Raw genomic sequence first — 26,029 nt, forward strand, 5'->3', positions numbered from 1 at the left:
AGTTGTCTCCTGGGTGTAACTGTCTTCAGCACTTGATTCCAACATGCAAAGCGGCAATACCGCCAGTCAAATTGTGATAGTCCACATGACCAAAGCCCACTTTGTGCATCAGGGTCTTTAGTTCTTTCTGGCCCGGGTGCATGCGAATGGATTCGGCCAGGTAGCGGTAACTCGCGTCATCTCCGGCGATCATCTTGCCCAAACGGGGCAACACCTTGAAGGAGTACCAGTCGTACACCTTCTCCAAGGGGGGCGCCACCTTGGAAAACTCCAGTACCAACAGCTTGCCGCCGGGTTTCAAGACGCGTTGCATTTCTGCCAAAGCCACGTCTTTGTGGGTCATGTTGCGCAGACCAAAGGCCACGCTGACCACATTGAAGTAGTTGTCAGGGAAAGGCAACTTCTCTGCATCACACACTAGCGTGGGCAACACGATGCCGGCGTCCAGCAGGCGGTTGCGGCCGGTGGAGAGCATGGCCTGGTTGATATCGGTATGCACCACCTGGCCGGACTTGCCGACTTTTTTGGAGAAGGCCATAGCCAAGTCGCCGGTACCCCCGGCAATGTCCAGCGCCTTGTCGCCTTCTTTAAGGTTGGCCACCAGCACGGTGTAGGCCTTCCAGGCACGGTGCAGGCCGGCCGACATCAGGTCGTTCATCAGGTCGTATTTGGGGGCGACGGAGTCAAACACGCCACGCACGTGACTGGCCTTTTCCGACTCATCGACCGACTTGAAACCGAAATGGGTAGTACTCATATTTTTAATCCAATTGGGCTCCAGCGCTCATGGAATATGCGCAAGTAGCTCCTGAAACAATAGCAATCCGGCTGGGGGCATCAGTGGCTGGCACAGCCATGACTACCCTTGGGGGCCATGACTGCATCGCGCGCTACGCCCGCGGCCTTCAGCTTGTCTTCGTAATCCTGCCACAGGCGAGTCTGCTGGGAACCCAAAAAATACAGGTAGTCCCAGGTGTAAATGCCGGTGTCATGGCCGTCAGAGAAACGGGGCTGCACCGCGTAGTTGCCCACTTGCTCCAGCGCTTCCAGCGTGACATCGCGCTTGCCGGTTTGCAAGGTTTCCTGCCCCGGCCCGTGACCCTGCACCTCGGCCGACGGCGAGTAAACGCGCATCAGCTCAAATGGAATGCGAAACCGAGCCCCATCAGAAAAGCCCACCTCCAGCACACGGCTCTGGCCGTGCACCGTGAGGTCTTGCGGGGTCGGCGCGCCAGCGGTCAAACCTGCCATAGCGCCCCCTTACACCAGCACGCGCTCAATGCCACCGGCATTGGCGGTTTGCACGTACTCGGGCAACCATTCCTTGCCCAGAATCTGGTTGGCCATTTCGACCACGATGTAGTCGGCCTCCAGCAAGCCGTTGTTCAGATCGTTGCCGTAGCGGCTAAGGCCCTGCAAGCAGCTCGGGCAGCTGGTGAGGATCTTGACGTTGCCTTCCGCCTTGGCCGACTGTCCCTCGGGCGCGGTAAGGGCGCGCAATGCAGTTTCGCCTTTGCGCAGCTCTTCTTCCTTGCGGAAACGGATCTGGGTGGAAATGTCCGGGCGGGTCACGCCTAGCGTGCCGGACTCGCCGCAGCAGCGGTCATTCTTCAAGACAGCGTCACCCACGAGGGCCTTGACCGTTTTCATCGGGTCCTGCAGTTTCATGGGGCTGTGGCAGGGGTCGTGATACAGATAGCCGGCACCCGCGCCACCCTCCGGGACCAGGGTAATGCCCTTTTCCAGCAGGTACTCGTGGATGTCGATGATGCGACTGCCGGGGAAGATCTTGTCGAACTCGTAGCCCTGCAACTGGTCGTAACAGGTACCGCAGCTCACCACCACCGTCTTGATGTCCAGGTAGTTCAAGGTGTTGGCCACCCGGTGGAACAACACCCGGTTGTCGGTGATCATCTTCTCGGCTTTGTCCGCCTGGCCAGAGCCACGCTGGGGGTAACCGCAGCACAGGTAACCCGGCGGCAGCACGGTTTGCACGCCGGCATGCCAGAGCATGGCTTGGGTCGCCAAGCCCACTTGGCTGAACAAGCGCTCAGAACCGCAGCCGGGGAAGTAGAACACCGCCTCGGTCTCCGAAGTGGTCGACTTCGGGTTGCGGATGATGGGCACGTAATCCGCATCTTCAATATCCAGCAAAGCGCGGGCGGTCTTTTTAGGCAGGCCACCAGGCATCTTCTTGTTGATGAAGTGGATCACCTGCTCTTTGATGGGCGCAGTGCCCACGGTAGCCGGCGGCTTGGCGGTCTGCTTTTTGGCGGCCAGGCGCAATACCTGGTTGGCCAAGCGCTGCGCCTTGAAGCCCACGCCCACCATGGCCGAGCGCATCAACTTGATGGTCTCGGGGTTGGTCGCGTTCAAGAAAAACATGGCGGCCGCATTGCCGGGGCGGAAAGACTTCTGCCCCATCTTGCGCAACAAGTTGCGCATGTTCATAGTCACGTCGCCAAAGTCGATCTTCACCGGGCAGGGCGATTCGCACTTGTGGCAGACCGTACAGTGGTCGGCCACATCTTCAAACTCTTCCCAGTGTTTCACGCTAATGCCGCGGCGGGTCTGCTCCTCATAGAGGAAGGCTTCGACCAGCAATGAGGTGGCCAGAATCTTGTTGCGCGGGCTGTACAGCAGGTTAGCACGCGGCACATGGGTGGCGCACACCGGTTTGCACTTGCCGCAGCGCAGGCAGTCCTTGACCGAATCGGCAATCGCACCGATATCGCTCTGCTGCATGATCAAAGACTCGTGCCCCATCAGGCCGAACGACGGCGTGTAGGCGTTGGTCAAATCGGCATAGATCGCCGAGCCATCTGCGGTCAAATGTGGTGCGAACCCGCTACCAGGCTGCGCGGGCAGCTCCTGATTCCGTAGCAACTTGCCTTTGTTGAAGCGGCCTTCAGGGTCCACCTTGGCCTTGTAGGCAATAAATGGGGCCAGCTCAGCTTCGCTCAAAAACTCCAGCTTGGTGATACCAATGCCGTGCTCGCCGGAGATCACGCCATCCAGGCTACGGGCCAACGCCATGATGCGTTTGACTGCACCGTGGGCGGCTTGCAGCATGTCGTAATCATCGCTGTTGACGGGGATGTTGGTGTGCACATTGCCGTCGCCGGCGTGCATGTGCAGCGCCACCCAGACGCGGCCTTTGAGCACGCGCTTGTGGATGGCGGTGCACTCCGCCAAGATCGCATCGAACGCTGCGCCCGTAAATATCGCTTGTAGCGGCGTGCGGATTTGTGTCTTCCAGCTGGCGCGCAGGCGGTGGTCTTGCAACTCAGGGAACAGGGTTTCCACCCCATCCAGCCAGCCCTGCCATTGGCCACGCACTTGCGCGACCAAGTCCAGCGCCTGGGCCACACGGTCTTCCAGCAGCTCGGCCGACGGAATGTCGTTGGCGTCATCTGTCTTGCCCAAGGGCAAATCGCTGCGCTCGAAAAACTCGGTCAGCGCGTCGCACAGGGCCAGCTTGTTCTGCAAGCTCAGCTCGATGTTGATGCGTTCAATGCCGTCGGTGTACTCGGCCATGCGGGGCAAAGGGATCACCACGTCTTCATTGATCTTGAAGGCGTTGGTGTGTTTACTGATGGCAGCGGTGCGCTTGCGGTCCAGCCAGAATTTCTTGCGCGCTTCGGGGCTGATGGCCACAAAGCCCTCGCCACTGCGGCCGTTGGCCAAGCGCACCACTTCGCTGGTGACGCGGGCCACATCGTCGGCGTTGTCGCCGGCAATGTCACCGAACAGCACCATCTTGGGGAAGCCGCCGCGCTTGCTCTTGGTGGCGTATCCCACCGCTTTCAGGTAGCGGTCGTCCAAGTGCTCCAGGCCGGCTAGCAACACGCCGCTGCGTTTTTGCTCAGCGAACATGAAGTCCTTGATGTCCACAATGCTAGGCACCGCGTCCTTGGCATTGCCAAAGAACTCGAGGCACACCGTGCGGGTGTGGGCGGGCATCTTGTGCACCACCCAGCGCGCGCTGGTGATCAGGCCATCAGTGCCCTCTTTCTGGATGCCGGGCAAGCCGCTCAGGAACTTGTCGGTGACGTCTTTGCCCAATCCTTCTTTGCGGAAAGTGGCACCGGGAATGTCCAGGCGCTCTTTGCGGATCGGCGTTTTGCCGTCGGCCTTGTAGTACTGCAGCTCAAAGCTGGCCACATCCACGTCATGGATCTTGCCCATGTTGTGGTTGATACGGGTCACTTCCAGCCACTCGGCCTGCGGCGTCACCATGCGCCAGCTGGCCAGGTTGTCCAGCGCAGTGCCCCACAACACGGCCTTTTTGCCGCCGGCATTCATGGCAATGTTGCCGCCAATACACGAGGCTTCGGCAGAGGTCGGGTCCACCGCAAACACATAGCCGCCGCGCTCGGCGGCATCGGCTACGCGCTGAGTGACCACACCGGCCTCAGACCACACGGTGGCCACATCACGGTCCAAACCGGGGAGGCGCTTCATCTCCACCTCGGTCATGGCTTCGAGCTTTTCGGTGTTGATGACCACACTCTTCCAGGTCAGCGGAATCGCGCCTCCGGTGTACCCGGTGCCGCCCCCACGTGGAATGATGGTCAGCCCCAGCTCAATACAGCCTTTGACCAAACGGGCCATCTCTTCTTCCGAATCCGGGCATAGCACCACAAAGGGATACTCCACACGCCAGTCGGTAGCGTCGGTCACATGGCTTACACGGCTCAGACCGTCAAACTTGACGTTGTCTTTGGCGGTGAGCTTGTAGAGCAGCTTCTGGGTCTTCTTGCGCAGGGCGGCCACTTCAACAAAAGCGGCGTCAAACGCTTTAACCGCCGCCCGGGCAGCCACCAGCAGCTGGCCGACCATGGCGTCCCGCTCGGGATCGGCCTCGGGGGTACGGCGCTTTTCGACTTCCGAAAGGCGGTGGTTCAACGCATCGACCAACTGGCCGCGGCGTTTGGGGTTGTCCAGCAGGTCATCCTGCAGATAGGGGTTGCGCTGCACCACCCAGACATCGCCCAGCACTTCATAGAGCATGCGGGCCGAACGACCGGTCTGCCGCTCTCCGCGCAGCTGGTTCAACAACTCCCAGCTTTGAGAACCCAGCAAACGAATCACGATTTCCCGGTCAGAGAACGACGTGTAGTTGTACGGGATTTCACGAATGCGCTCTTGCGCATGCGCGCCCGGCTGGGCAGCGCTGAGGAGGTGATTGAGCGAGGTGGGAGCGTTCATCAGGGTGTGTAGTTGCTGCCATAGGCCCCAAAAAGGCCTTTTTTGATAGGTTTGCGATGGTACCGCACCGCCTATACACGGGCTTTTCTAATGGAAACCCCTGACCAATCGGTCAGAAACCTTGGTGTGTAATTAGAGTGACACAAAATTGAAATGAAGCACCCATAAAGTCGCCTCATTCGTTCATCAGGAAGATTCCATGTCTATTACCCGCAGAGCACTGTCTATTGCAGCCATTTCCGCTGCAGCATTCTCCATTCCGACACAAGCCCAGGCCCAAACCGACATCCAGTGGTGGCACTCCATGACCGCCGTCAACGGCGAATGGGTGAACGACTTGGCCAAAGAGTTCAACGCGAGCCAAAAGGAATACCGCATCCTGCCGACCTTCAAAGGCACTTACGACGAATCCATGACCGCTGCGGTCGCGGCCTTCCGCGCCGGCAACGCCCCGCACATCCTGCAAGTTTTCGAAGTCGGCACGGCCACCATGATGGCGAGCAAGAACGCGATCGTGCCCGTGGGCAAGGTCATGACCGACGCAGGCTACAAGTTTGACCCCAAGGTCTACGTGCCCGCAGTGGCCGGCTACTACACCGCCCCCAATGGCCAGATGCTGAGCTTCCCGTTCAACAGCTCGACCACCGTGTTTTATTACAACAAGGATGCGTTCAAGTCCGCAGGTCTGGACCCAGAGAAAGCACCTGCCACCTGGGCCGAAGTCGCACTGGCAGGCGCCAAGCTCAAGGCCAATGGCCACAAGTGCCCGCTGTCCATCGCGTGGCAAGGCTGGACCCAGCTGGAAAGCTTCTCCGCTTGGCATAACGTCGAATTTGCCACCAAGCAAAACGGCTTGGCTGGCTTGGATGCACGCTTGCGAATCAACTCCCCATTGCATGTGCGCCACATTGAAAACCTGGCGAACATGGCCAAACAAGGCATTTTTGTCTACAAGGGCCGCGGTAACGTGCCTGAAGCCAGCTTCGTATCCGGTGAGTGCGCCATGATGACCACCTCCAGCGGTTTCTACGGCAACGTCAAAAAGAACGCCAAGTTCAACTTCGGTTTGGCCCCGCTGCCGCACTACCAAGACGTCCCCGGCGCCCCGCAAAACACCGTTATCGGTGGTGCCAGCCTGTGGGTGATGTCCGGCAAAAAAGCAGAGGAATACAAAGGCATTGCCAAGTTCTTCGACTTTTTGTCCAAGCCTGAAATCCAGTCTGCCAGCCACAAGCGTACCGGCTACCTGCCGATCACAACTGCCGCGTTCCAGCTGACCGAAAAGTCGGGCTTCTACAAAGAGAACCCCGGTACTGACGTGGCGGTGAACCAGATGATCCGCAAGGTCACTGACAAATCCCGCGGTATCCGTTTGGGCAACTATGTCCAGATCCGCGCGATCGAGGACGAAGAGCTCGAACAAGTTTGGGCTGGCAAAAAAACTGCCAAAGAAGCGCTGGACTCCGTCGTGACACGCGGCAATGAACTCCTGGTGCGTTTCGAAAAAGCGAACCAGTAAGGTTTTTCACTTCCTCACAAGTGGCGGCTTATGCCGCCACTTTGCATTTCTGATCGGGACATATGGCTGCTGAAAAACGCGTCGTTTTCAAATCCGCATGGCTGCCTTGGGTGTTGATCGCACCGCAGGTAGCCGTCATCTCTATCTTCTTTTTCTGGCCTGCAGCGCAAGCGCTGCTGCAATCGGTGCAGCAAAGCGATGCCTTCGGCACCTCGGTGGTATTTGTCGGGCTCGACAATTTCCGCAATCTCTGGAACGACGCCTCCTACCTCGCCTCCTTCAAAACGACGGCGATTTTTTCGTTGCTGGTAGCGGTGCTGGGCTTGACGCTGTCGCTCACCCTGGCCATTTTTGCCGACCGGGTGGTCAAAGGGTCTGGCGTTTACCGTACCTTTTTGATCTGGCCGTATGCCGTGGCCCCTGCGGTGGCCGGCGTGCTTTGGCTGTTCATGTTTGCGCCCAGCATCGGCATCGTCAGCTATGGCATCCGGGAGCTCGGCATGTCGTGGGACCCGCTGCTCAACAGTGACCACGCCATGGCGCTGATCGTGATGGCCGCGGTGTGGAAGCAGATTTCTTATAACTTTTTGTTCTTCCTGGCGGGCCTGCAGTCCATCCCCAAGTCGCTGATAGAGGCGGCTTCCATGGATGGTGCCCGCCCTTGGCGCAGGTTCTGGACGATACAGCTCCCCTTGTTGTCCCCCACCACCTTCTTTTTGCTGGTCATCAACATCGTGTACGCGTTTTTTGACACGTTTGCGATTGTGGACGCGGCTACCAAAGGCGGCCCGGGCAAAGACACCGCCATCCTGGTCTACAAGGTGTATTTCGACGGCTTCAAGGCCATGGACCTCGGCGGCTCAGCGGCCCAGTCTGTGGTGCTGATGATCATCGTCATCGCCCTGACGGTGGTGCAATTTAGGTTTGTAGAGAAAAAGGTGAATTACTGATGGTCGAACGACGCCCCTGGCTGGACTTCTTGTCGCACGCCATTCTGATCATCGGGGTGCTCATCGTGGCATTCCCGATCTACATCACTTTTGTGGCTTCCACCCACACCGCCGATGCGGTGGTGCAGTCGCCCATGCCGCTGCTGCCCGGCAGCCACTTGCTCGACAACTACGCCACCGCGTTGGGTGGCGAACGTCAAGGCTCTGGGTCGCACGCCTCGGTGGGCCGCATGATGGTGGTCAGCCTGATCACGGCCTTGACCATCTCCATCGGCAAGATCGCGATCTCGCTGCTCTCGGCGTTTGCCATCGTGTACTTCCGCTTCCCGTTCCGCATGGGTTTCTTCTGGGCCATTTTTGTGACCCTGATGCTGCCGGTGGAGGTGCGTATCGGCCCGACCTACCAGGTGGTGGCAGATTTGGGGCTGCTTAACAGCTACGCGGGCCTGACAGTTCCCCTGATTGCCTCCGCCACCGCCACCTTTTTGTTCCGCCAGTTTTTCTTGACGGTGCCTGAAGAGTTGGTCGAAGCCGCCCGGGTCGATGGCGCCGGACCTATGCGCTTTTTCAAGGACATTCTGGTCCCCCTGTCGCGCACCAGCATTGCCGCCTTGTTTGTGATCCAGTTCATTTACGGCTGGAACCAGTACCTCTGGCCCCTGCTGGTCACCACCGAAGAAAACATGTACCCCGTGGTGATCGGCATCAAGCAAATGATTTCTGGTGGCGATGCGCAAACCGAGTGGAACATCGTCATGGCAACGGCCATGTTGGCCATGATTCCCCCGGCACTCGTCGTCATGTTGATGCAAAAGTGGTTCGTCAAAGGATTGGTGGACACCGAGAAATAAGCCCTCGCCACACCGACGCCCCCTCTTACAACCCCAATTACGGTAATTTATGGCTTCCATCGAACTCCACAACATCATCAAGCGCTACGGCAGCGGCAAAACGGCCAACCAAGTCATCCACGGGGTGAACGCCCAAATTCAGGATGGTGAATTCATCGTCATCGTCGGCCCCAGCGGCTGCGGCAAATCCACGCTCCTGCGCATGGTGGCCGGCCTGGAAGAAGTGAGCGAAGGCCAAATCTCTATCGGCGGGCGCGTGGTCAACGACCTGGAGCCCAGCGAGCGCGACATTGCCATGGTGTTCCAGAACTATGCGCTCTACCCGCACATGAGCGTGTTCGAGAACATGGCCTACGGCCTCAAAATCGCCAATGTGCCCATGGACGAGATCAAGCGCCGTGTGGACAAAGCCGCAAAGATTCTCGAACTCGCGCCCTACCTCGAGCGCAAGCCCAAGGCTCTGTCGGGCGGACAACGCCAGCGCGTCGCCATGGGTCGCGCCATCGTGCGCCAGCCCCAGGTGTTTTTGTTTGACGAACCCCTCTCCAACCTGGACGCCAAGCTGCGCGCCCAGACGCGACTGGAAATCCAGAAGCTGCACCGCGAGCTAGGCATAACCAGCCTGTTTGTCACGCACGACCAGGTCGAGGCCATGACCCTGGCCCAGCGCATGATTGTGATGAACGGCGGGGTGATGGAGCAGTTCGGCACCCCCGAAGAGGTCTACACCCGCCCGGCCAGCACCTTTGTGGCCAGCTTCATCGGCTCGCCGCCCATGAACCTGCTCAAAAACGCACCAGACGCCAAGCCCGGTGTGATCACCGGCATCCGCCCCGAGCATCTGGATATCACCCCCGGCGGCTGGGCCCTGCAGGTGGAAGCCGTCGAAATGCTGGGCGCCGAGCGCCTGATTTACGGCAAATGGGCGCACAAATTGAACGCCGCGGATGCAGACGAGACGGTCATCATCCGTATCGAAGAGTCGCAGCCGGCACCGGCTCTGGGTACCACGCTGCATGTGACGCCGCGCGCTGACCGCATTCACCACTTCGACGCTACGACCGGCAAGCGGTTGGAGTCGGTATGACGGCAGAAAACGTGTTCGACCTCCCCGCTTGGCCTTACCCCCGCTGGGTGGCGCACCGGGGTGCCGGCAAGCTGGCGCCTGAGAACACGCTGTCCGCCTTCCGCCTGGGCGCCAGCCACGGCTACCGCATGTTCGAATGCGACGTCAAACTTAGCGCGGATGGCGTGCCGTTCTTGCTGCACGACGCCACCCTCACCCGTACCACGAATGCATCTAATCAGGCTCTAGCGCAGGTGGAATCTGCGCGAGTAGCTATCAAAGATGTAGCGAACGAAGCGATTGCGGGCAATCACAGCTGGTCCACCCTGAGCCTGCTCGATGCCGGCAGTTGGCACAGCCGCGCGTATGCGGGTGAAACCATCCCGACGCTGGACGCGATTGCGCAGTACTGCATCCGCAACGGCTATTTGCTCAATATCGAGATCAAACCCACGCCGGGTACCGAGCGCTACACCGGCGAGGTCGTGGCCCAGCACGCCGCCCGCCTGTGGGCAGGTCAGGCGGTGCCGCCACTGCTGACCTCGTTCAACCCCGAAGCGCTGGAAGGCGCATTGGCGACCCAGCCTGAGTTGCCCCGTGGCCTGCTGTTGGACACGCTCTGGAGCGGCTGGCTGGAGACCGCCTTGCGTCTGGGCTGCCAGGCCGTTGTGTGCAACCACAAGCTCTGGGACAGCAGCACAGTGACCCAAGCCAAAGCGGCCGGCATGCGCACCCTGAGCTACACCGTGAACGACGAGCCCACCGCACAGCGACTGATGGACCTCCACACCGACGGCATCATCACCGACCGGGTGGACTTGTTCAGCCCCGCTTAAGCACCCAGTCCACCGCGGCGGCCATATCCTGGACCACCACAGTCGCCGCACTGAAATCTTGGGCGGCTGACATCGGGGTGGGTATAGCCACACACGCCACACCGGCAGCGATGGCAGACGCGACGCCGTGCTCGGTGTCTTCAAATGCCACGGCCTCGCTGGCTTGCAGGCCCATCTGCTGCAATGCCAGCAGGTAGCAATCGGGGGCCGGCTTGCTGTGCACCACCTCATCGGCAGACACCACCACCTCAAACTCCGGCGCCATGGCGTGCGAGCGCAAGGTGGCGGCAATGGCAAACATGCGCGCGCCAGTGACCACGCCTTTGCGCAGACCGGCAGCGTTCAGGCGAGCCAGTGATTCGCGCACGCCGAGCATCAGCGGGAAGGCGTGGGTTTGCAGATACACCGCTGCCGCGCTGTTTTTGGCCTCTGCCAGTGCCTCGGCACTGGGCGACAAGCCGTAGCGCTGCCGCACATCTTCCCCGTTGGCCAAGGCGGGCACGCCGGAGTAATGCTGCATGTACACGTCCCGCGGAATCTCTACGCCATAGGGCTGGAGCACCTGGTTCCACAAAGCGTGATGCACCGCCTCGGAATCGACCAAGGTGCCGTCGTGGTCAAACAAAACCGCCTTGAACCGTGATGACATAGAACTCCGGGGAAAAAAGAAACAGAAAAAAGAGGCCGCAGCGCTTCAGCGGCGCATGGCCCACCACTGGCTGGCGGCACAGGCCAGCACCATGGCGGCGTAGCTGAGCATCTTGCCGTCACGCCCGAAGAATACGAGACCGCCCACCAAGGCCACCAGACCCGCTACAAAATTGATAGCTACCTGCGCACGCAGACCGTGCGCTAGCGGCACTTTTTTATACAAAAGTGGAGCCAGAAGGGCCAGCAGAAGCCCCACAAACAAGGCAGGAGCCGCAAAATTCAACAGGTGGTTCAGGAGATCGAGTGGGCCCATGGCGGTCATTGCAAAGGCCAAGTGTGGCTTTAGTGCGGCTTTGGCGGGGTGGGTAGACGCTGGATTTTATAATCGGCGTCTAAACATATGGCAGTCTGGGCATTAGGCATCAATCACACCACCGCACCGCTGGATATGCGGGGCCGGTTTGCGTTCGCCAGTGACCAGATCGCACCGCAGCTCCACGGCCTGCGCCAGAGCATGGCCCGCCCCCCAGAAGCGGCCATCGTCTCCACCTGCAACCGCACCGAAATCTACTGCGCAGGCGATGAAGCCGCACTGGACCACACCCTCGCGTGGTTGGCCCAGAGCGGCGGCATCTCGGCCAACGAACTGCGCTCCCACACCTACCGCCTGGAAGACCAGGAAGCCGCCCGCCATGCCTTCCGCGTGGCCAGTGGCTTGGACAGCATGGTGCTGGGCGAGCCGCAAATCCTGGGGCAGCTCAAAGACGCGGTGCGCGCCGCTGACGAGGCAGGCGCTTTGGGCACCACGCTTTCGCAACTCTTCCAACGCTCGTTCGCCGTCGCCAAAGAGGTGCGCACCTCCACCGAGATCGGCGCGCACAGCATCAGCATGGCCGCTGCCGCCGTGCGCCTGGCCGGCAATTTGTTTGAAGACCTGGCCAAGGTCAAGGTGCTGTTTGTGGGTGCGGGCGAAATGATCGAGCTCTGCGCTACGCACTTTGCAGCCAAGAACCCTAAGGCCATCGCGATTGCCAACCGCACGCTGGAGCGGGGCGAAAAGTTGGCCAGCCGCTTCGGGGGTGAAGTCATGCGCCTGGCCGACTTGCCGGAGCGGCTGCACGAGTTTGATGCGGTCATCAGCTGCACCGCCAGCACCCTGCCCATCATTGGCTTGGGCGCCGTAGAGCGCGCACTGAAAAAACGCAAACACCGCCCCATGTTCATGGTCGACCTGGCCGTGCCGCGCGACATCGAGCCCGAAGTCAAAGCTTTGGGCGACGTGTACCTCTACACCGTCGACGACCTGGCCGGCGTGGTGCAAACCGCCCAAGCCAACCGCCAAGCCGCCGTGGCCCAAGCAGAGGCCATTGTGGATGCGGGGGTGCAAAGCTTTATGCACTGGGTGGACCAGCGCAGCGCGGTGCCCCTGATCCAGCAGCTCAACGCCCAAGCCGAAGAATGGCGCGCCGTGGAATTGGCCCGCGCCCGCAAGATGCTGGCCAAGGGCGAAGATGTGGATGCAGTGCTGGAAGCACTGGCCAAAGGTCTGAGCCAGAAGATGCTGCATGGCGCCATGGCCGAGCTGCACGCCGGAGATGCTGCAGCCCGCGAACGGGCGGGCAACGCGATTTCGCACTTTTTCTTGCGGAATAAGCGTTAGCTGCGCGGACGCCCACACTCCCCCAACCCCTCTCCCCCATAGGGCGAGAGGGGGGCTTTAACAGCCACATTTTGTTTTTTCGCTTCGACTTGGGCCTTACCGGCGTTGCGTAACCCGACTTCCAGATTGCACTCTCATGAAACCGTTTCTTCGCCAACAGCTTGCCAAGTACAAAGACCGCCAAGGGGAGCTGGAGTTTTTGCTCTCGCGCGAGGACATCATGAAAGACATGGAGCAGTTCCTTAAGCTCTCACGGGAGCACACCGATGTGGCAGCCGTGGCGGGGCGTTGGGAGCGTTTCCAGCAGCGCGAGGCTGATCTGGCCACAGGGCAGGAAATGCTGGGTGATGCGGCGGGCGATGAAGACATGCTCGCCATGGCGCAGGAGGAAATTGACGGTGCCACTGCCGAGATGGCCCAGTTAGAGGCCGAGCTGCAGCGCATGTTGCTGCCCAAGGACCCGGATGATGCGCGCCCTGCGTTTGTGGAAATCCGTGCCGGCACGGGGGGCGACGAATCCGCCCTTTTTGCCGCGGATCTGGCCCGCATGTACACCCGCTACTGCGACGCCAAAGGGCTGCGCACCGAAATCATGAGCGCGTCTGAAAGCGAGCTGGGTGGCTACAAGGAAGTGGTGCTGCGCATCGAAGGCAGCACAACCACCAGCGCGGGCTCCTGCGGCGCTTACGGCATGCTCAAGTTTGAATCAGGCGGCCACCGGGTGCAGCGCGTGCCCGCCACCGAAACCCAGGGCCGCATCCACACCAGCGCCTGCACGATTGCGGTGCTGGCCGAGCAGGACGAGGCGGAAGCCATCAAGATCAATCCCTCCGACCTGCGTATCGACACCTATCGCGCCAGCGGCGCCGGTGGCCAGCACATCAACAAGACCGACTCGGCAGTGCGTATCACGCACATCCCCACCGGTATCGTGGCCGAATGTCAGGATGGCCGCAGCCAGCACAGCAACAAGGCCCAGGCCCTGAAAGTGCTGACCGCCCGCATTCATGAAAAAGACCGCTCCGAGCGCGCCGCCAAAGACGCAGCAGAACGCAAGAGCCTGGTAGGCAGCGGCGACCGCAGCGACCGCATCCGCACTTACAACTACCCGCAAGGCCGGCTGACCGACCACCGCATCAACTTGACGCTGTACAAGCTGGACCGCGCGATGGAAGGTGATTTGGACGATGTAGTCGAGGCACTGCAAGCCTATGAAGCTGCGCAGCAGTTGGCTGCGCTGGAAAACAGTTTGAATTGATGTTGCTTGAGGGGTGGAGTTGGGGCGGCTGAGCGCTCACCGCAAATAACGGAGAGCGCTTGGGCGACATAGAGTTTTGCGCAGGTCAAGGAGGAGCCCGCAAAGCGGGCGGGGGACACGGAGCAAAACGCTATGTCGCCCAAGCGATCGGTCCATCGCAAAACCGCTTGGACTTTCAAAAAAGTCAGAGCTTGAACACCCCCACCACCTGCACCAAGTCGTTAGCCTGACTCTTCAAGCTACTGGCCGCGGCAGCCATCTCTTCCACCAAGGCCGCGTTTTGCTGCGTCGCTTGATCCATCGAAGTCACTGCCTCACCCACTTGCGCGACACCGGCACTTTGCTCATTGCTGGCGGCGCTGATCTCACCCATGATGTCCGTCACGCGCCGGATACTGCTGACCACTTCGGTCATGGTCTCGCCCGCTTTGTCGACCAAGGCAGTGCCCTGCTCTACCCGTTCCACGCTGGCGTTGATCAGGCTCTTGATTTCTTTGGCAGCCTCTGCACTGCGGCCGGCAAGTGAGCGGACTTCGCTCGCCACCACCGCAAAGCCGCGGCCCTGCTCGCCCGCGCGGGCAGCCTCTACCGCTGCGTTCAAAGCAAGAATATTGGTCTGAAAGGCGATGCCATCGATCACGCTGATGATGTCGCTGATCTTGCGGCTGGCTTCATTGATGCCCTTCATGGTGTCCACCACCTGACTCACCACTTCGCCACCCTGCACCGCGACCGTGGAGGCGCTCATGGCCAGCTGATTGGCTTGACGGGCGTTATCGGCGTTTTGTTTGACGGTGCTGTTGAGCTCTTCCATGCTGGCAGCGGTTTGCTCCAGCGCGCTGGCCTGGTGCTCGGTGCGGGCGCTCAGGTCGTTATTGCCTTGGGCAATTTCGGCGCTGGCATTGGCCACGCTGTCAGCACTGCCGCGCACTTGCGCCAAGACGCCGTGAATTTTGCCCACAAACTGGTTGAAGCCGTTGCCGATGGCGGCCAGCTCGTCGTTGCCCTGAACCGCGATTTTGGTACGCAAATCTGCTTCGCCGCTGGATACCTCGGCCATGGCCCGGCTCAGAGCCCGCAGGGGCTGCATTAAGCGCGACACCACGGTCACCAGAATGACCGCTGTGGCGAGTGCACACAGCAGTGCGACGCCCAATGTGTAAAAAGTCAGCTGCCGGGAAGATGCCGTCGCCACACTGTCCGGAAAGCTCATGCGCACAGCCCATGGCGCCGTGTCGGGATAGATCGCAACCGGCTGCAACAGGTGGTTGACGTTGCTGCTATCGGTGTACTCATACGGCTGGCCCTTTTGCACGGCCTCCAGCCCCGCAGCCGGGATGTCTTCGGCCTTTTTGTTCACCAGCGCAGCGTCCGGGTTGGTGGCGTACAGGCCGCCATTGGAGATCAGTGCAATGCTGCCCCCACCCAGCACTTTCACCTCCGCCAAGATGGTACTGAGTTGGGTCAAGGCGAAATCGGCACTGGCGGTGCCGAGGAACTTGCCGTCCACCACAATCGGCGACACCAGCGAGGCCATCAATACGTCTTTGCCCTCAATCGGGTACACGTATGGCTCTGTGAAGAACACTTTGCCCGTTTTCTTCGGTATGTCATACCAGTCGTTTGCCCCCGGCGCGGGGTCAAACACGATGGGGTCGACATGGAAGGCGCCGCCCGGTTTTCGGGTCCAGTAGGGCATGTGGCGACCGGTGGCGTCGTATTCGGGCGCTTTGCCGGCGAATTCAGCGTCTTTGCCATCGAGGGCATTGGGCTCCCAAGTGACTGCCGCGCCCACAAAATCCGGCGAACTGACCAGCGTGGACTTCACCATCGCATCGATTTGCGGGCGCAGGAGCGGAAGATTGCCCGCCTTGGTCGTCGCCATGGCGCCCGCCAGCCCCATCACCGAATACAAATTGGCCCTGATCCGCGACTGCACAGAGCCCGCAGCCTCCCGCGCTGACGTTCGGGCCAGCTCCATCGTGGCACTCTCGGCGGTGGCGCTACTGCGAAAACCAATCACTGTGGCGGTGATGGCAAGGCTGGCCACCACCAAGGCAGTGGCGGCCGCGCATATTTTGGTATTGAGGGAAAAGCTTTGACGACCCGACCAGGGTCCAGACGTGCCGGAAGACAATAGCAGGCTCATACACTCGGATTCCTGAAGAAATGCGCCTCACCAACGCGTGCTCCGGCCAATATGGGCCTGTATGTTGTTGTGAATCCAATGTACTTTGTTTGCCCCCCATACGCAAAGCAGAATAAGCCGGTTTTTGGGACATTTAGGCGTTTAGCCCCTGTTTCCCCTGCACCCTTCGCTATCAAATTTAGAGCAAATATGCCCTCCATTTCGCAAACCATCGCCACCCTGCAAACCCGGGGCCTGGATCTGACGGACAGCCGCCTGCTCTTGTTGCACGCGCTGGGTCAGCCGCGGGCAGGGAGGGCCTGGTTGCTGGCCCACGACACCGACATGGTGAGCGAAGCGGTCAACACCTCGCTACAGGGCTATGTTGCGCGCCGGTTAGCCGGCGAGCCGGTGGCTTACATCGTGGGGCACAAGGAGTTTTACGGGCTGAACCTGCAGGTCAACTCCGATGTGTTGGTACCCCGCCCTGACACCGAAACGCTGGTCGACTGGGCGCTCGATGTGTTGGAGCCCACGCCCGACGCCCGGGTGGTAGACCTGGGCACCGGTAGCGGTGCTATTGCGCTGGCACTCAAGGCTACGCGGCCTGCGCTGCAGGTGGAAGCGGTGGACTACAGCCACGCCGCACTGGCCGTCGCACAAGCCAATGCGCAGCGGCTGGGATTGGCGGTGACCTTCAGCCAAGGATCGTGGCTCAGTGGCACACAGGGCGTGTTTCAGGCCATCGTCTCCAACCCGCCCTATATACGCGAGGACGACGAACACCTGCCCGCCCTGCGCTTTGAGCCGCGCCAGGCTCTCACCGCGGGCAATGACGGGCTTAACGACATTCACACCATCATTGACCAAGCCAAGACCCGCCTGCAGCCCGGCGGCTGGCTGCTGCTGGAGCACGGCTATGACCAAGCCGCTGATGTGCGGGCGCTCTTGGAGGCTGCAGGCTTCGCCAACGTGCAAAGCCGCCAGGACTTGGCCGGAATCGAGCGCTGCAGCGGCGGGCAGTGGACCGCCCCAGATTTATAAGAAATTGAGCTCTAGCGCTCATATTTATTGCGCTAGCAGCTACTGAATTGATAGCAAATAGAAAGAACCCATGCCCACAACTCCCGCCTGCCCGCAATGCACTCTGGCAAACACCTACCCCGACGGCAGCAACTTTGTCTGCGCCGACTGCGGCTTTGAATGGCCACAGGCTGTTGCAGCGACGGATGACGAAGACAACGCAGTCGTCAAAGACTCCAACGGTCAGGTGCTGCAGGACGGCGATGCGGTGGTACTGATCAAAGACCTGAAAGTCAAAGGCAGCTCCACCGTGCTCAAGCAGGGCACCAAGGTCAAAAGCATCCGGCTGGTAGGCGGCGACCACGAGGTGGACTGCAAGATGGACGGCGGCAGCTTCATGCTCAAGGCCTGCTTCCTGAAAAAGGCATAAAAAAGCCGGGGCGCTTTCGCTGCCCCGGCTATTCATCAGTGAGCGTGATCAGGCCGCGACAGGCTCCGCAGCATCCACATCCACCAAGCCCAGGCGGTTCACGCCGCTGATCAGGGCTTTGACCGAAGCGGTCACGATGTTGGTGTCCATGCCCACACCGAAACGCTCGCCGCCCTTGCCGGTATCGCCGTTCGTAGCCACCAGCTCCAGGAAAGCACAGGCTTGTGCATCACCCGCGTCGGTGCTGGCTTTGGTGCTGCGCTCTTCATAGCTGCGCACCTGCACTTTGACGCCAATGGTTTGCAAAGCGTGCACTGCTGCGTCGATGGGGCCGTTACCCTCACCGGTGATCAGCATGGGCTGGCCGTCCACCTCAACGCCGATGCGGATGCCCTGCACATGGGCCTTGCCGGTCTGGCCGGGGTGGTCAAACAGGTGGTGCTCCACATAGCGCACTTTGGCGTCTGCGGCGTTCAGGTAGGTGGCGTCAAACAGGTCCCAAATGTTTTGCGCGCTCATTTCGCCGCCATGGCTGTCGGTGTAGCTTTGCACTTCGCCCGAAAACTCGACCTGCAGGCGGCGCGGCATGACCACGCCGAACTCGGCTTCCATCAAGTAGGCCACACCGCCCTTGCCGGACTGGCTGTTGACCCGGATCACCGAGTCGTAGCTGCGGCCCACATCGGCTGGATCAATGGGCATGTAGGGCACATTCCACATCGCATCCGGGCCGGCAGCCTTTTGGGCGGCAAAGCCTTTCTTGATGGCATCCTGGTGGGAGCCACTGAACGCGGTGAACACCAGGTCACCCACATACGGGTGGCGTGGGTGGATGGGCAACTGGTTGCAATGCTCGACGGTGCGGGCAATGGCGTTGATGTCCGAAAAATCAAGGCCGGGGCTGACACCCTGGGTGTATATGTTGAGGGCCAGGGTGACGAGGTCCACATTGCCGGTACGCTCACCATTGCCGAACAGGCAGCCTTCGACGCGGTCGGCGCCGGCCATCATGCCCAGTTCAGCCGCGGCCACGCCGGTGCCCCGATCGTTGTGCGGGTGCAGGCTCAAGATGACGCTGTCGCGGCGGGCCAAGTGGGTGTGCATCCACTCGATCTGGTCGGCATAAATGTTGGGGGTGGACACCTCCACGGTGGCCGGCAAATTGAGGATCACCTTGTTGGCGGGCGTGGCGCCCCACTCGGCGGTGACGGCATCACACACTTCGCAGGCGAATTCGAGCTCGGTGCTGGTGAACACCTCTGGGCTGTACTGCAGCACCCACTCGGTCTCCGGCATGGTGGCGGTGATCTCTTTGATCAGGCGCACCGAAGACACGGCCAACTCTTTCACTTCGGGCTTGCTCATGCCGAACACCACATCGCGGAACACGGGTGCAGTAGCGTTGTAGACGTGCACGATAGCGCGGCGGGCGCCCTTGAGGGACTCGATGGTGCGACGGATCAAGTGCTCGCGGGACTGAGTGAGCACTTCGATGGTCACGTCGTCGGGCACATGGCCGCCTTCGATCAATTCGCGCACAAAGTCAAAGTCGGTTTGCGAAGCGCTGGGGAAGCCCACCTCGATCTCTTTGAAACCCACTTGCAGCAGCGTGCGGAACATGCGCATCTTGCGCTCCGCATTCATGGGCTCAAACAGGGATTGGTTGCCGTCCCGCAAGTCCGTGCTCATCCAGATCGGCGGCTGGGTGATAGAGCGCGTGGGCCACTGCCGATTCGGCAAGTCAATGGCGGGGAAGGCGCGGTATTTGGTAGCGGGGTTGGACAACACGGCAAAAACTCCTGAAGGGCATGACACCAATATCTAGACTGGTATCTTAGCCCCGCAGGTCAGGCAGCCGATTGCGCAGTTTGCCTATTTTTAAAATTTATTGGCAGATCGTGCCAACAAACCAGCCCCTCAAGAAATTCAAGGAGGCCAGCAATTCAAATCCCGCAATCAATGGTGGTGTCCGTGCGCACCATGCACGTGGCCGTGTGCCACCTCTTCTTCGCTAGCAGCACGCACTTCCAGCACCTTCAGCGCAAAACGCAGCGTTTTGCCGGCCAAAGCGTGGTTGCCATCCAAATGCACGACCGGCCCTTTGATCTTGACCACGTTGAAGACAATGCTCTGGCCATCTTCCGAACGACCTTCCAACTGGCCGCCAACCTTGACGCCCGGGGGAAACTGGGTCTTGGGGATGGTTTGCAACAGCGCTTCGTTGTACTCACCAAATGCATCGGCGGGTGCAAGCTCGATGGTGGTGGCAAATCCGGCAGCCTGGCCTTCCAACGCCTCTTCAATCTTGGGGAAGGTGTTTCCGTAGCCGCCGTGCAGGTAAGCGATGGGCTCCTGGCTTTGGTCCAGCAACTTGCCGGTAGCGTCGGAAATCTTGAATTGCAGCGTGACTGCGGTGTTTTTGGTGATGTTCATGGACTTGATTATCCTAAAAAGCGGTCAAGGGGGTGCATCGTTCGCCCGTACCGACGACAGGCAAATGCGATGGTGAAATAATCGGGGTATCTAACTATCTACTTGGAAGTACTGACATGAGCGACGCACAACAACGTATTGACGAACTGGTGAAATCCAACGACATCCTGCTTTTCATGAAGGGCAACGCCAGCTTCCCGCAGTGCGGCTTTTCCGGCCGGGCCATTCAGATCCTCAAGGCGTGTGGCGTGGACACCAAAACCGTCAAGACCGTGAACGTGCTGGAAGACGACGGCATTCGCCAAGGCATCAAGGAATACAGCAACTGGCCCACCATTCCCCAGCTCTACATCAAGGGCGAGTTCATAGGCGGCTCGGACATCATGATGGAAATGTACGAATCCGGCGAACTGGTGCAAGTGCTGGGCACCCAAGCCGGCTAAATTCACCTGCGGACAGCCCGGCACCTTAGACCGGGCACTGCAGGTTTATTGCGTGTTGCAGGGAGTCTGCCGTGTCTACCGCCTTCACCGACGAGATCGAAGACATCGAGATTCGCAGCCGTCGGGTTTTTCAATTCGGGCTGCTGGTTTTCATTGCCTTCACGGGCACGGCGATCCAGTACAGCATGCAGTCCCGTTGGGATGTAGTGATCGCGCTCACTGTGGGTGCGGCCATGATGCCTCCCTGCCAGTGGCTGAATTACCGGGGCCATCATGAAACCGCTGCAGGGCTGGTGTTGAGCACCGCGACCCTGTCTTTGTTCAGCATTATGTGGTTCAGCGATGGCCTGCGGGACTCATCGCTCCTTGGTTACCCGGTCATTCTGATCGGCGCCGGCCAGTTGCTCAAACCCCGGCACTTTTGGGCACTGCTGGCACTCATGCTGGCGTGTGTATTGGCCCTCGGTCTGGGCACGCTGTACGGCTGGCGAACCGGCGTCACCCCGGGCACCGATATGGACCGGCTCTCGGACAGCCTGTCGATCTTGCTGGTGAACGGCTTTCTGATCTGGTTTCTGACCTACGACATGCAAAACGCACTAGTCCGCCTGCGCTCGCAGATTGCGCGGTTCCATGCCTCAGAAAAAAACCTCACCTACCTTGCGCAGCATGACGGGCTGACACGTTTGCCCAACCGCTTGTTGGGCAATGCTCTGCTGACCGACGCCATGCGGCAAGCCGCACTGAACGGCACCCATGTCGCCCTGCTCTTTGTGGATCTGGACAACTTCAAGGATGTAAATGACTCGGCGGGTCATTCCGCGGGCGATGATTTCCTGGTTCAGGTCGCCCAGCGCCTGCGCGAGACGGTGCGGCAAAGCGACGTGGTGTGCCGCCAGGGCGGAGATGAGTTTCTGATCGGTCTGACCGAACTCACCAGCGCCGACGATATCGCGCTGGTGAGCGAACAAGTGCTCCTCAAAATGCAAGCCCCCTTTCGCCTGCGGGGCGAAGAGGTGCTGGCATCGTGCTCGATTGGTGTGGCGATTTACCCCGCTCAAGGCACCACTTTTGACGAGTTGCTGCGGCATGCGGATCTCGCCATGTACGAGGCCAAGAAAGCGGGCCGCAACACCTACCGGATCTTCAGCGAAGACATTCGCAGCAGCATCACGGAAAGCCTTCACCTGATCTCCAGCTTGCGCCAAGCGGTTGCGCAAGAAGAGTTCGTGCTGCACTACCAGCCGGTGCTGGACCTGCGCACCGGAGCGCTCATCGGGGCAGAGGCACTGGTCCGCTGGCAAAACCCCAAGTTGGGGATGGTGTCGCCGGGGCTGTTCATTTCCTTGGCAGAAAAGTCCGGCCTGATTGTCGATATCGGCCAGTGGGTGCTCAACGAGGCCTGCCGCCAGATGCAGGCATGGCGAACCATGGGCGCAGGCCCGCTGTTCGTGTCGGTCAACCTCTCGCCGGTGCAATTCAGTCGCGGCAATATTGAAGCGGTGATTGCCCACGCCCTGCAGACCACTGGTCTGGACCCCAGTCAGTTGGAGCTTGAAGTCACCGAGTCCACCCTGATTGCCGACACCGAGAAGTTCATTGCCACCCTGTCGCGGATTCAGTCCTCGGGGATCCGACTGGCGATTGATGACTTCGGCACAGGCTATTCCAACCTGTCGTACTTGCAGCGGTTTCCGGTTCACAAGCTCAAAATCGACCAGTCCTTTGTTCGCCGCTTGCTGCAAGGCGAAAAAGACGTCGCCATGGTCAGCGCCATCATCCATTTGGCTGACAGCCTGGGACTCAAGGTCACCGCAGAGGGGGTGGAAAACGAAGCGACCTCCGAGGCCCTGCGTGGCATGGGCTGCAACCAGGGGCAAGGCTACCTGTATGCCAGGCCCATGCCCGCCGATGACTTTGAGGCTTATTGGCGCGCCCGGGCCTAACCGGCCCAATCCCAGAGGCGCTTGTTCGCCATGACGGCATTGGGATAAGGCGCCTTGCCACGCGAGCCGTTGTAGCGTCCCAAAGCCAAAAACATATCGCCCCGCTCGCGCTCCAGGTAATGGCGCAAGATGACACAGCCAAAGCGCAGGTTGGTTTGCATGTGAAACAGCTTGCCGGCATCACCGTCGCCGAGCACCCGTGTCCAGAACGGCATCACTTGCATATACCCCCGGGCGCCCACGCTGCTCACGGCAAATTTGCGGAAGTTGCTTTCTACTTGAATCAGGCCCATTACCAGCGACACATCCAGACCTGCGCGCTTGCTCTCGTACCAGACGGTCTGCAAGAACTCCCGCCGCACATCCCACTCCGGCTTTTTCTTTTTGAGTCGCTCGCTCATGGCACCCAGCCAGCGCAAGTAATTCAAGCGCGACTCAGTGTCTTGGAACTCAGGAATCGGCGGCGCTGAGTTGGAGATGGCCGACGACAGCGCTGTTCGCACCGAGTCCACCAAGGGCTCCTCAAGCTGCTTGCCTGCCCAAGCCTTCTGCTGCGAGAACGATAGCAAGCCGCCTAATAAAAATAAGCGCTGCAGCCCGATCCGGCGGGTAATGCCGGATGCGGCCACCGGCCTATTCATGCCTTCAACTTGCCCAGCAACAGCGCAGCAATATCGGCTACCGCCACGCTGGTGGCCGCGCTTTCGCGGCGGTGCTGATACTCGACCACTCCCTCTTTCAAACCGCGATCGCCAATGTTCACACGGTGGGGCACACCAATCAGCTCCCAGTCAGCAAACATAGCGCCTGGCCGCTCATTGCGATCATCCAGAATTACATCCACACCCGCAGCCAACAGCTCCTCGTAGAGCTTGTCGGCGGCTGCCTTGACGTCAGGGAAACGGTCTGGGTTAATTGCACACAGCACCACGGCAAAAGGTGCCAGTGCGTCGGGCCAGATGATGCCCTTGTCATCGTGGTTCTGCTCAACTGCCGCGGCAGGCAGGCGGGTGATCCCGATGCCGTAGCAACCCATTTCCATGAACTGGGGCTTGCCGTTCACATCCAGGAAGGTGGCATTCATCGCCTTGCTGTACTTGGTGCCCAGGTAGAACACGTGGCCGACTTCGATGCCGCGCTCAATCGCCAGCACGCCTTTACCATCGGGCGAGGCATCGCCCTCGACCACGTTGCGCAGATCCGCGACCATGTCGGGCTCTGGCAGATCACGGCCCCAGTTGACACCCTGAATGTGAAAGCCTTCTTCGTTGGCACCACAAATCCAGTCGGCCATGACCGCCACATCCCGGTCCGCCACGATCTTGAGCGGCTGCTTCAGGCCAATGGGGCCCAAGTAACCGGGCTTGCAGCCGAAGTGCTCTTCAATCTCACCCACGGTGGCAAATCGGAACTCTGCCAGACCCGGCAACTTGCCGACCTTGACCTCGTTCATGTCATGGTCACCGCGCAGCAGCAAGAGCCAGACTTGGGTCTTTTTGACCGCGCCGTGCTCATCTTTCTCGTCTGTCGCCAGCACCAAAGACTTCACGGTCGTGTTCAGTGCCACACCCAACAAAGCAGCCACATCCTCACAGGTGCTCTTTCCGGGTGTTGCTACTTTTTCCATAGCAGCTTGCGCAGACGCTCTGGGCGCTACAGGCGCCAATGCTTCTGCTTTTTCCATATTGGCAGCGTAGTCACTGGTCGGGCAATAGACGATGGCGTCTTCACCGGTGGCTGCGATCACCTGAAACTCTTCGCTCAAATCCCCACCGATGGCGCCGCTGTCTGCCGCAACTGCGCGGTACGTCAACCCGAAGCGGTCAAAAATGCGGCGGTAGGCCTTGGCCATGACTTGGTAGCTGGCCTTGGCAGAGTCCTGGTCGCGGTCAAAGCTGTACGCGTCCTTCATGATGAATTCACGGCCACGCATCAGGCCGAAGCGGGGGCGGCGCTCGTCGCGGAACTTGGTCTGGATCTGGTACAGGTTTTTGGGCAGCTGCTTGTAGCTCTTGATTTCCTGGCGGGCGATGTCCGTCACCACTTCTTCACTGGTGGGCTGCACTACGTAGTCGCGGTCATGGCGGTCTTTGATACGCAGCAGTTCAGGGCCCATCTTGTCAAAGCGGCCGGTCTCTTGCCACAGCTCCGCAGGCTGGACCACGGGCATCGTCAATTCGACGGCGCCAGCCCGGTTCATTTCTTCACGGACGATGGCTTCCACCTTGCGGATCACCCTTAAGCCCATGGGCATGTAGTTGTAAATGCCGGCACCCAACTTTTTGATCATGCCCGCACGCATCATCAGCTTGTGGCTCACCACTTCGGCATCGGTGGGTGCTTCTTTGAGGGTGGAAATCAGAAATTGGGAGGCTTTCATGGGTCGCTCGGTGAACTACAGGGAGCTTCAGACCTTGATGCACCGCATTCGCTGTGCATAATGAATGAAGTTTAAAAATTGGGGTTTGATTATGCTTGACCGGGACGGATTTCGGCCCAATGTCGGCATCGTCCTGCTCAACCAGAAAAATCAGGTATTTTGGGGCAAACGCATACGCACACACTCGTGGCAGTTCCCGCAGGGTGGCATTGACCGGGGGGAAACTCCCGAGCAGGCCATGTTCCGGGAGTTGCATGAAGAGGTGGGTCTCCAACCGGAGCATGTGAGCATTGTTGCCCGTACCCGCGACTGGTTGCGCTACGAGGTGCCGGACCGATTTGTCCGCAGAGATGCTCGCGGACATTACAAAGGGCAAAAGCAGATCTGGTTTCTTCTGCAGCTGGTGGGCCACGACTGGGATTTGAACCTGCGTGCCACCGACCACCCGGAATTCGATGCCTGGCGGTGGAACGACTATTGGGTTCCGCTGGATGCCGTGGTGGAATTCAAACGGGGCGTCTATGAAATGGCGCTGACCGAGTTATCTCGCTACTTGCCGCGTCACGAGAGTCGCAACCGCTATCTGCGGCATGGCGGTAATCGCACGCGCGATGCAGACAGCGGTTTCGACCGCCTGCAGCCTAACCATATGGAATTGCCACCTGGGGCGTCTTTCGAGCCGGATCCGGGGACCAATGCGCCCACACACCATGATTAACTTGCGATCCGCCCTGGCCTTCCTGATTTTCGGAGGGTGCATTGGCTTTGCTGGCGCCCAGAACACACTGGACAACCCTGATTGGACCGAAGAAAAGGAGCCCCCGGCTCCTGCATTTTCCACGTCCAAGGTGCTGCCCCTGGATATGCCCAACTTTGTAACCGTCAAAGTAGGTATTGATCCGTCCACCATCATGGTCGGGGGCGACGGCGTGGTGCGTTACGTAGCGGTGATGACCAACGCCAGCGGAACGAGCAATGCGATGTACGAAGGTATTCGCTGCCTCACCGGTGAGGTTAAAACCTACGCCCGAGCAGGCTCATCCGGAAATTGGTCCGTAGTGAGTACACCTGTCTGGCGGGATGTGATGGGCAATCTGCCTTCCCCCCACGCCCGCGTATTTGCCCGCCAAGCTGCGTGCGAATCGCGGGTCGCAGGCAGCAAAGCCGAAATTCTCAATGCACTGAAATTCGGAAAGAACTCGCCGAACTACCGGGCGCCCAGCGAGCAATAGTCACAGCACCAG

At 60.0% G+C, this 26,029-nt stretch carries 23 protein-coding genes; 13 read left to right on the forward strand and 10 right to left on the reverse strand.

The features are described 5' to 3' along the window. Positions 1-25: 25 nt before the first annotated feature. The 3 genes from ubiE to RAE21_RS10965 all read right to left on the reverse strand — a co-directional run bounded on the left by ubiE (position 26) and on the right by RAE21_RS10965 (position 5,211). Positions 26-757 carry a bifunctional demethylmenaquinone methyltransferase/2-methoxy-6-polyprenyl-1,4-benzoquinol methylase UbiE gene (gene ubiE / locus RAE21_RS10955; RefSeq protein WP_313881396.1) on the reverse strand — a complete coding sequence of 244 codons (732 nt, stop codon included), beginning with the start codon at positions 755-757 and terminating at the stop codon, positions 26-28. Positions 758-837: 80 nt separating this feature from the next. Beyond that, a complete protein-coding gene (locus RAE21_RS10960) occupies positions 838-1,251 on the reverse strand; it encodes a gamma-butyrobetaine hydroxylase family protein (protein ID WP_313881397.1) in 414 nt (137 codons plus the stop codon). Between the two features lie 9 nt (positions 1,252-1,260). After that, complete coding sequence (locus tag RAE21_RS10965; RefSeq protein ID WP_313881398.1) at positions 1,261-5,211, reverse strand: FAD/FMN-binding oxidoreductase; 3,951 nt, start codon at positions 5,209-5,211, stop codon at positions 1,261-1,263. 199 nt (positions 5,212-5,410) lie between these two features. On the opposite strand from RAE21_RS10965, the gene ugpB reads away from it, so the two are divergent. The 5 genes from ugpB (at position 5,411) to ugpQ (ending at position 10,433) form a co-directional block, all read left to right on the forward strand. After that, complete coding sequence (gene ugpB / locus RAE21_RS10970) at positions 5,411-6,730, forward strand: sn-glycerol-3-phosphate ABC transporter substrate-binding protein UgpB (RefSeq protein WP_313881399.1); 1,320 nt, start codon at positions 5,411-5,413, stop codon at positions 6,728-6,730. Positions 6,731-6,792: 62 nt separating this feature from the next. Further along, on the forward strand, positions 6,793-7,680 hold the full coding sequence (gene ugpA / locus RAE21_RS10975) for a sn-glycerol-3-phosphate ABC transporter permease UgpA (RefSeq protein ID WP_313875377.1): 888 nt from the start codon (positions 6,793-6,795) through the stop codon (positions 7,678-7,680). Next, positions 7,680-8,531, forward strand: coding sequence for a sn-glycerol-3-phosphate ABC transporter permease UgpE (gene ugpE / locus RAE21_RS10980; RefSeq protein WP_313881401.1), 852 nt, complete (start codon positions 7,680-7,682; stop codon positions 8,529-8,531). Before ugpA ends, ugpE begins: the two co-directional genes overlap by 1 nt. 49 nt (positions 8,532-8,580) lie before the next feature. Next, positions 8,581-9,618 (forward strand): sn-glycerol-3-phosphate ABC transporter ATP-binding protein UgpC, encoded by a 1,038-nt coding sequence (ugpC, locus tag RAE21_RS10985; protein ID WP_313881402.1) that lies wholly within the window; start codon positions 8,581-8,583, stop codon positions 9,616-9,618. Then, on the forward strand, positions 9,615-10,433 hold the full coding sequence (gene ugpQ, locus RAE21_RS10990) for a glycerophosphodiester phosphodiesterase (RefSeq protein ID WP_313881404.1): 819 nt from the start codon (positions 9,615-9,617) through the stop codon (positions 10,431-10,433). Before ugpC ends, ugpQ begins: the two co-directional genes overlap by 4 nt. Here the strand turns inward: ugpQ and RAE21_RS10995 are convergent. Both RAE21_RS10995 and RAE21_RS11000 read right to left on the reverse strand, forming a co-directional pair. After that, a complete protein-coding gene (locus RAE21_RS10995) occupies positions 10,420-11,082 on the reverse strand; it encodes an HAD family hydrolase (RefSeq protein WP_313881405.1) in 663 nt (220 codons plus the stop codon). The genes ugpQ and RAE21_RS10995 overlap by 14 nt on opposite strands. A gap of 45 nt (positions 11,083-11,127) precedes the next feature. After that, positions 11,128-11,418 carry a hypothetical protein gene (locus tag RAE21_RS11000; protein ID WP_428984019.1) on the reverse strand — a complete coding sequence of 97 codons (291 nt, stop codon included), beginning with the start codon at positions 11,416-11,418 and terminating at the stop codon, positions 11,128-11,130. A 66-nt stretch (positions 11,419-11,484) separates the two neighbouring features. Here RAE21_RS11000 and hemA point away from each other — a divergent pair, with 66 nt between their 5' ends. Then, positions 11,485-12,744, forward strand: a complete 1,260-nt coding sequence (gene hemA, locus RAE21_RS11005; RefSeq protein ID WP_313881406.1) for a glutamyl-tRNA reductase — start codon at positions 11,485-11,487, stop codon at positions 12,742-12,744. Between the two features lie 136 nt (positions 12,745-12,880). After that, positions 12,881-14,002, forward strand: coding sequence for a peptide chain release factor 1 (gene prfA / locus RAE21_RS11010; RefSeq protein WP_313881407.1), 1,122 nt, complete (start codon positions 12,881-12,883; stop codon positions 14,000-14,002). A 184-nt stretch (positions 14,003-14,186) separates the two neighbouring features. Here prfA and RAE21_RS11015 read toward each other — a convergent pair whose 3' ends face one another. Next, positions 14,187-16,151, reverse strand: a complete 1,965-nt coding sequence (locus RAE21_RS11015; RefSeq protein ID WP_313881408.1) for a methyl-accepting chemotaxis protein — start codon at positions 16,149-16,151, stop codon at positions 14,187-14,189. Positions 16,152-16,340: 189 nt separating this feature from the next. Between RAE21_RS11015 and prmC the strand changes: the two genes are divergently transcribed. Both prmC and RAE21_RS11025 read left to right on the forward strand, forming a co-directional pair. Further along, positions 16,341-17,174, forward strand: a complete 834-nt coding sequence (prmC, locus tag RAE21_RS11020; protein WP_313881409.1) for a peptide chain release factor N(5)-glutamine methyltransferase — start codon at positions 16,341-16,343, stop codon at positions 17,172-17,174. A gap of 70 nt (positions 17,175-17,244) precedes the next feature. Next, positions 17,245-17,583 (forward strand): zinc ribbon domain-containing protein YjdM, encoded by a 339-nt coding sequence (locus RAE21_RS11025; RefSeq protein WP_313881410.1) that lies wholly within the window; start codon positions 17,245-17,247, stop codon positions 17,581-17,583. A gap of 48 nt (positions 17,584-17,631) precedes the next feature. Here RAE21_RS11025 and leuA read toward each other — a convergent pair whose 3' ends face one another. Then, the gene (gene leuA / locus RAE21_RS11030; protein ID WP_313881411.1) at positions 17,632-19,371 is read right to left on the reverse strand and encodes a 2-isopropylmalate synthase; all 1,740 of its coding nucleotides are present in this window, start codon (positions 19,369-19,371) and stop codon (positions 17,632-17,634) included. Between the two features lie 168 nt (positions 19,372-19,539). Beyond that, positions 19,540-20,016 carry an FKBP-type peptidyl-prolyl cis-trans isomerase gene (locus RAE21_RS11035; RefSeq protein ID WP_313881412.1) on the reverse strand — a complete coding sequence of 159 codons (477 nt, stop codon included), beginning with the start codon at positions 20,014-20,016 and terminating at the stop codon, positions 19,540-19,542. A gap of 116 nt (positions 20,017-20,132) precedes the next feature. Here RAE21_RS11035 and grxD point away from each other — a divergent pair, with 116 nt between their 5' ends. Further along, on the forward strand, positions 20,133-20,459 hold the full coding sequence (gene grxD, locus RAE21_RS11040; RefSeq protein WP_313875365.1) for a Grx4 family monothiol glutaredoxin: 327 nt from the start codon (positions 20,133-20,135) through the stop codon (positions 20,457-20,459). A gap of 71 nt (positions 20,460-20,530) precedes the next feature. After that, positions 20,531-22,405 carry a putative bifunctional diguanylate cyclase/phosphodiesterase gene (locus tag RAE21_RS11045; protein ID WP_313881413.1) on the forward strand — a complete coding sequence of 625 codons (1,875 nt, stop codon included), beginning with the start codon at positions 20,531-20,533 and terminating at the stop codon, positions 22,403-22,405. Here the strand turns inward: RAE21_RS11045 and RAE21_RS11050 are convergent. Together RAE21_RS11050 and RAE21_RS11055 are read right to left on the reverse strand one after the other, a co-directional pair. Further along, positions 22,402-23,046 carry a lytic transglycosylase domain-containing protein gene (locus tag RAE21_RS11050; protein WP_313881414.1) on the reverse strand — a complete coding sequence of 215 codons (645 nt, stop codon included), beginning with the start codon at positions 23,044-23,046 and terminating at the stop codon, positions 22,402-22,404. The genes RAE21_RS11045 and RAE21_RS11050 overlap by 4 nt on opposite strands. Continuing rightward, a complete protein-coding gene (locus RAE21_RS11055) occupies positions 23,043-24,785 on the reverse strand; it encodes a proline--tRNA ligase (RefSeq protein ID WP_313881415.1) in 1,743 nt (580 codons plus the stop codon). Before RAE21_RS11055 ends, RAE21_RS11050 begins: the two co-directional genes overlap by 4 nt. Before the next feature lie 91 nt (positions 24,786-24,876). Between RAE21_RS11055 and RAE21_RS11060 the strand changes: the two genes are divergently transcribed. Both RAE21_RS11060 and RAE21_RS11065 read left to right on the forward strand, forming a co-directional pair. Further along, the gene (locus RAE21_RS11060; RefSeq protein WP_313876239.1) at positions 24,877-25,503 is read left to right on the forward strand and encodes an RNA pyrophosphohydrolase; all 627 of its coding nucleotides are present in this window, start codon (positions 24,877-24,879) and stop codon (positions 25,501-25,503) included. Continuing rightward, entirely contained in the window at positions 25,496-26,017 is a 522-nt protein-coding gene (locus RAE21_RS11065) for a CNP1-like family protein (RefSeq protein ID WP_313881416.1), read from the forward strand. Before RAE21_RS11060 ends, RAE21_RS11065 begins: the two co-directional genes overlap by 8 nt. The last annotated feature ends 12 nt before the right edge of the window (positions 26,018-26,029 follow it).

It is taken from the genome of Rhodoferax potami (genome assembly GCF_032193765.1).
Lineage (GTDB): Bacteria > Pseudomonadota > Gammaproteobacteria > Burkholderiales > Burkholderiaceae_C > Allorhodoferax > Allorhodoferax potami.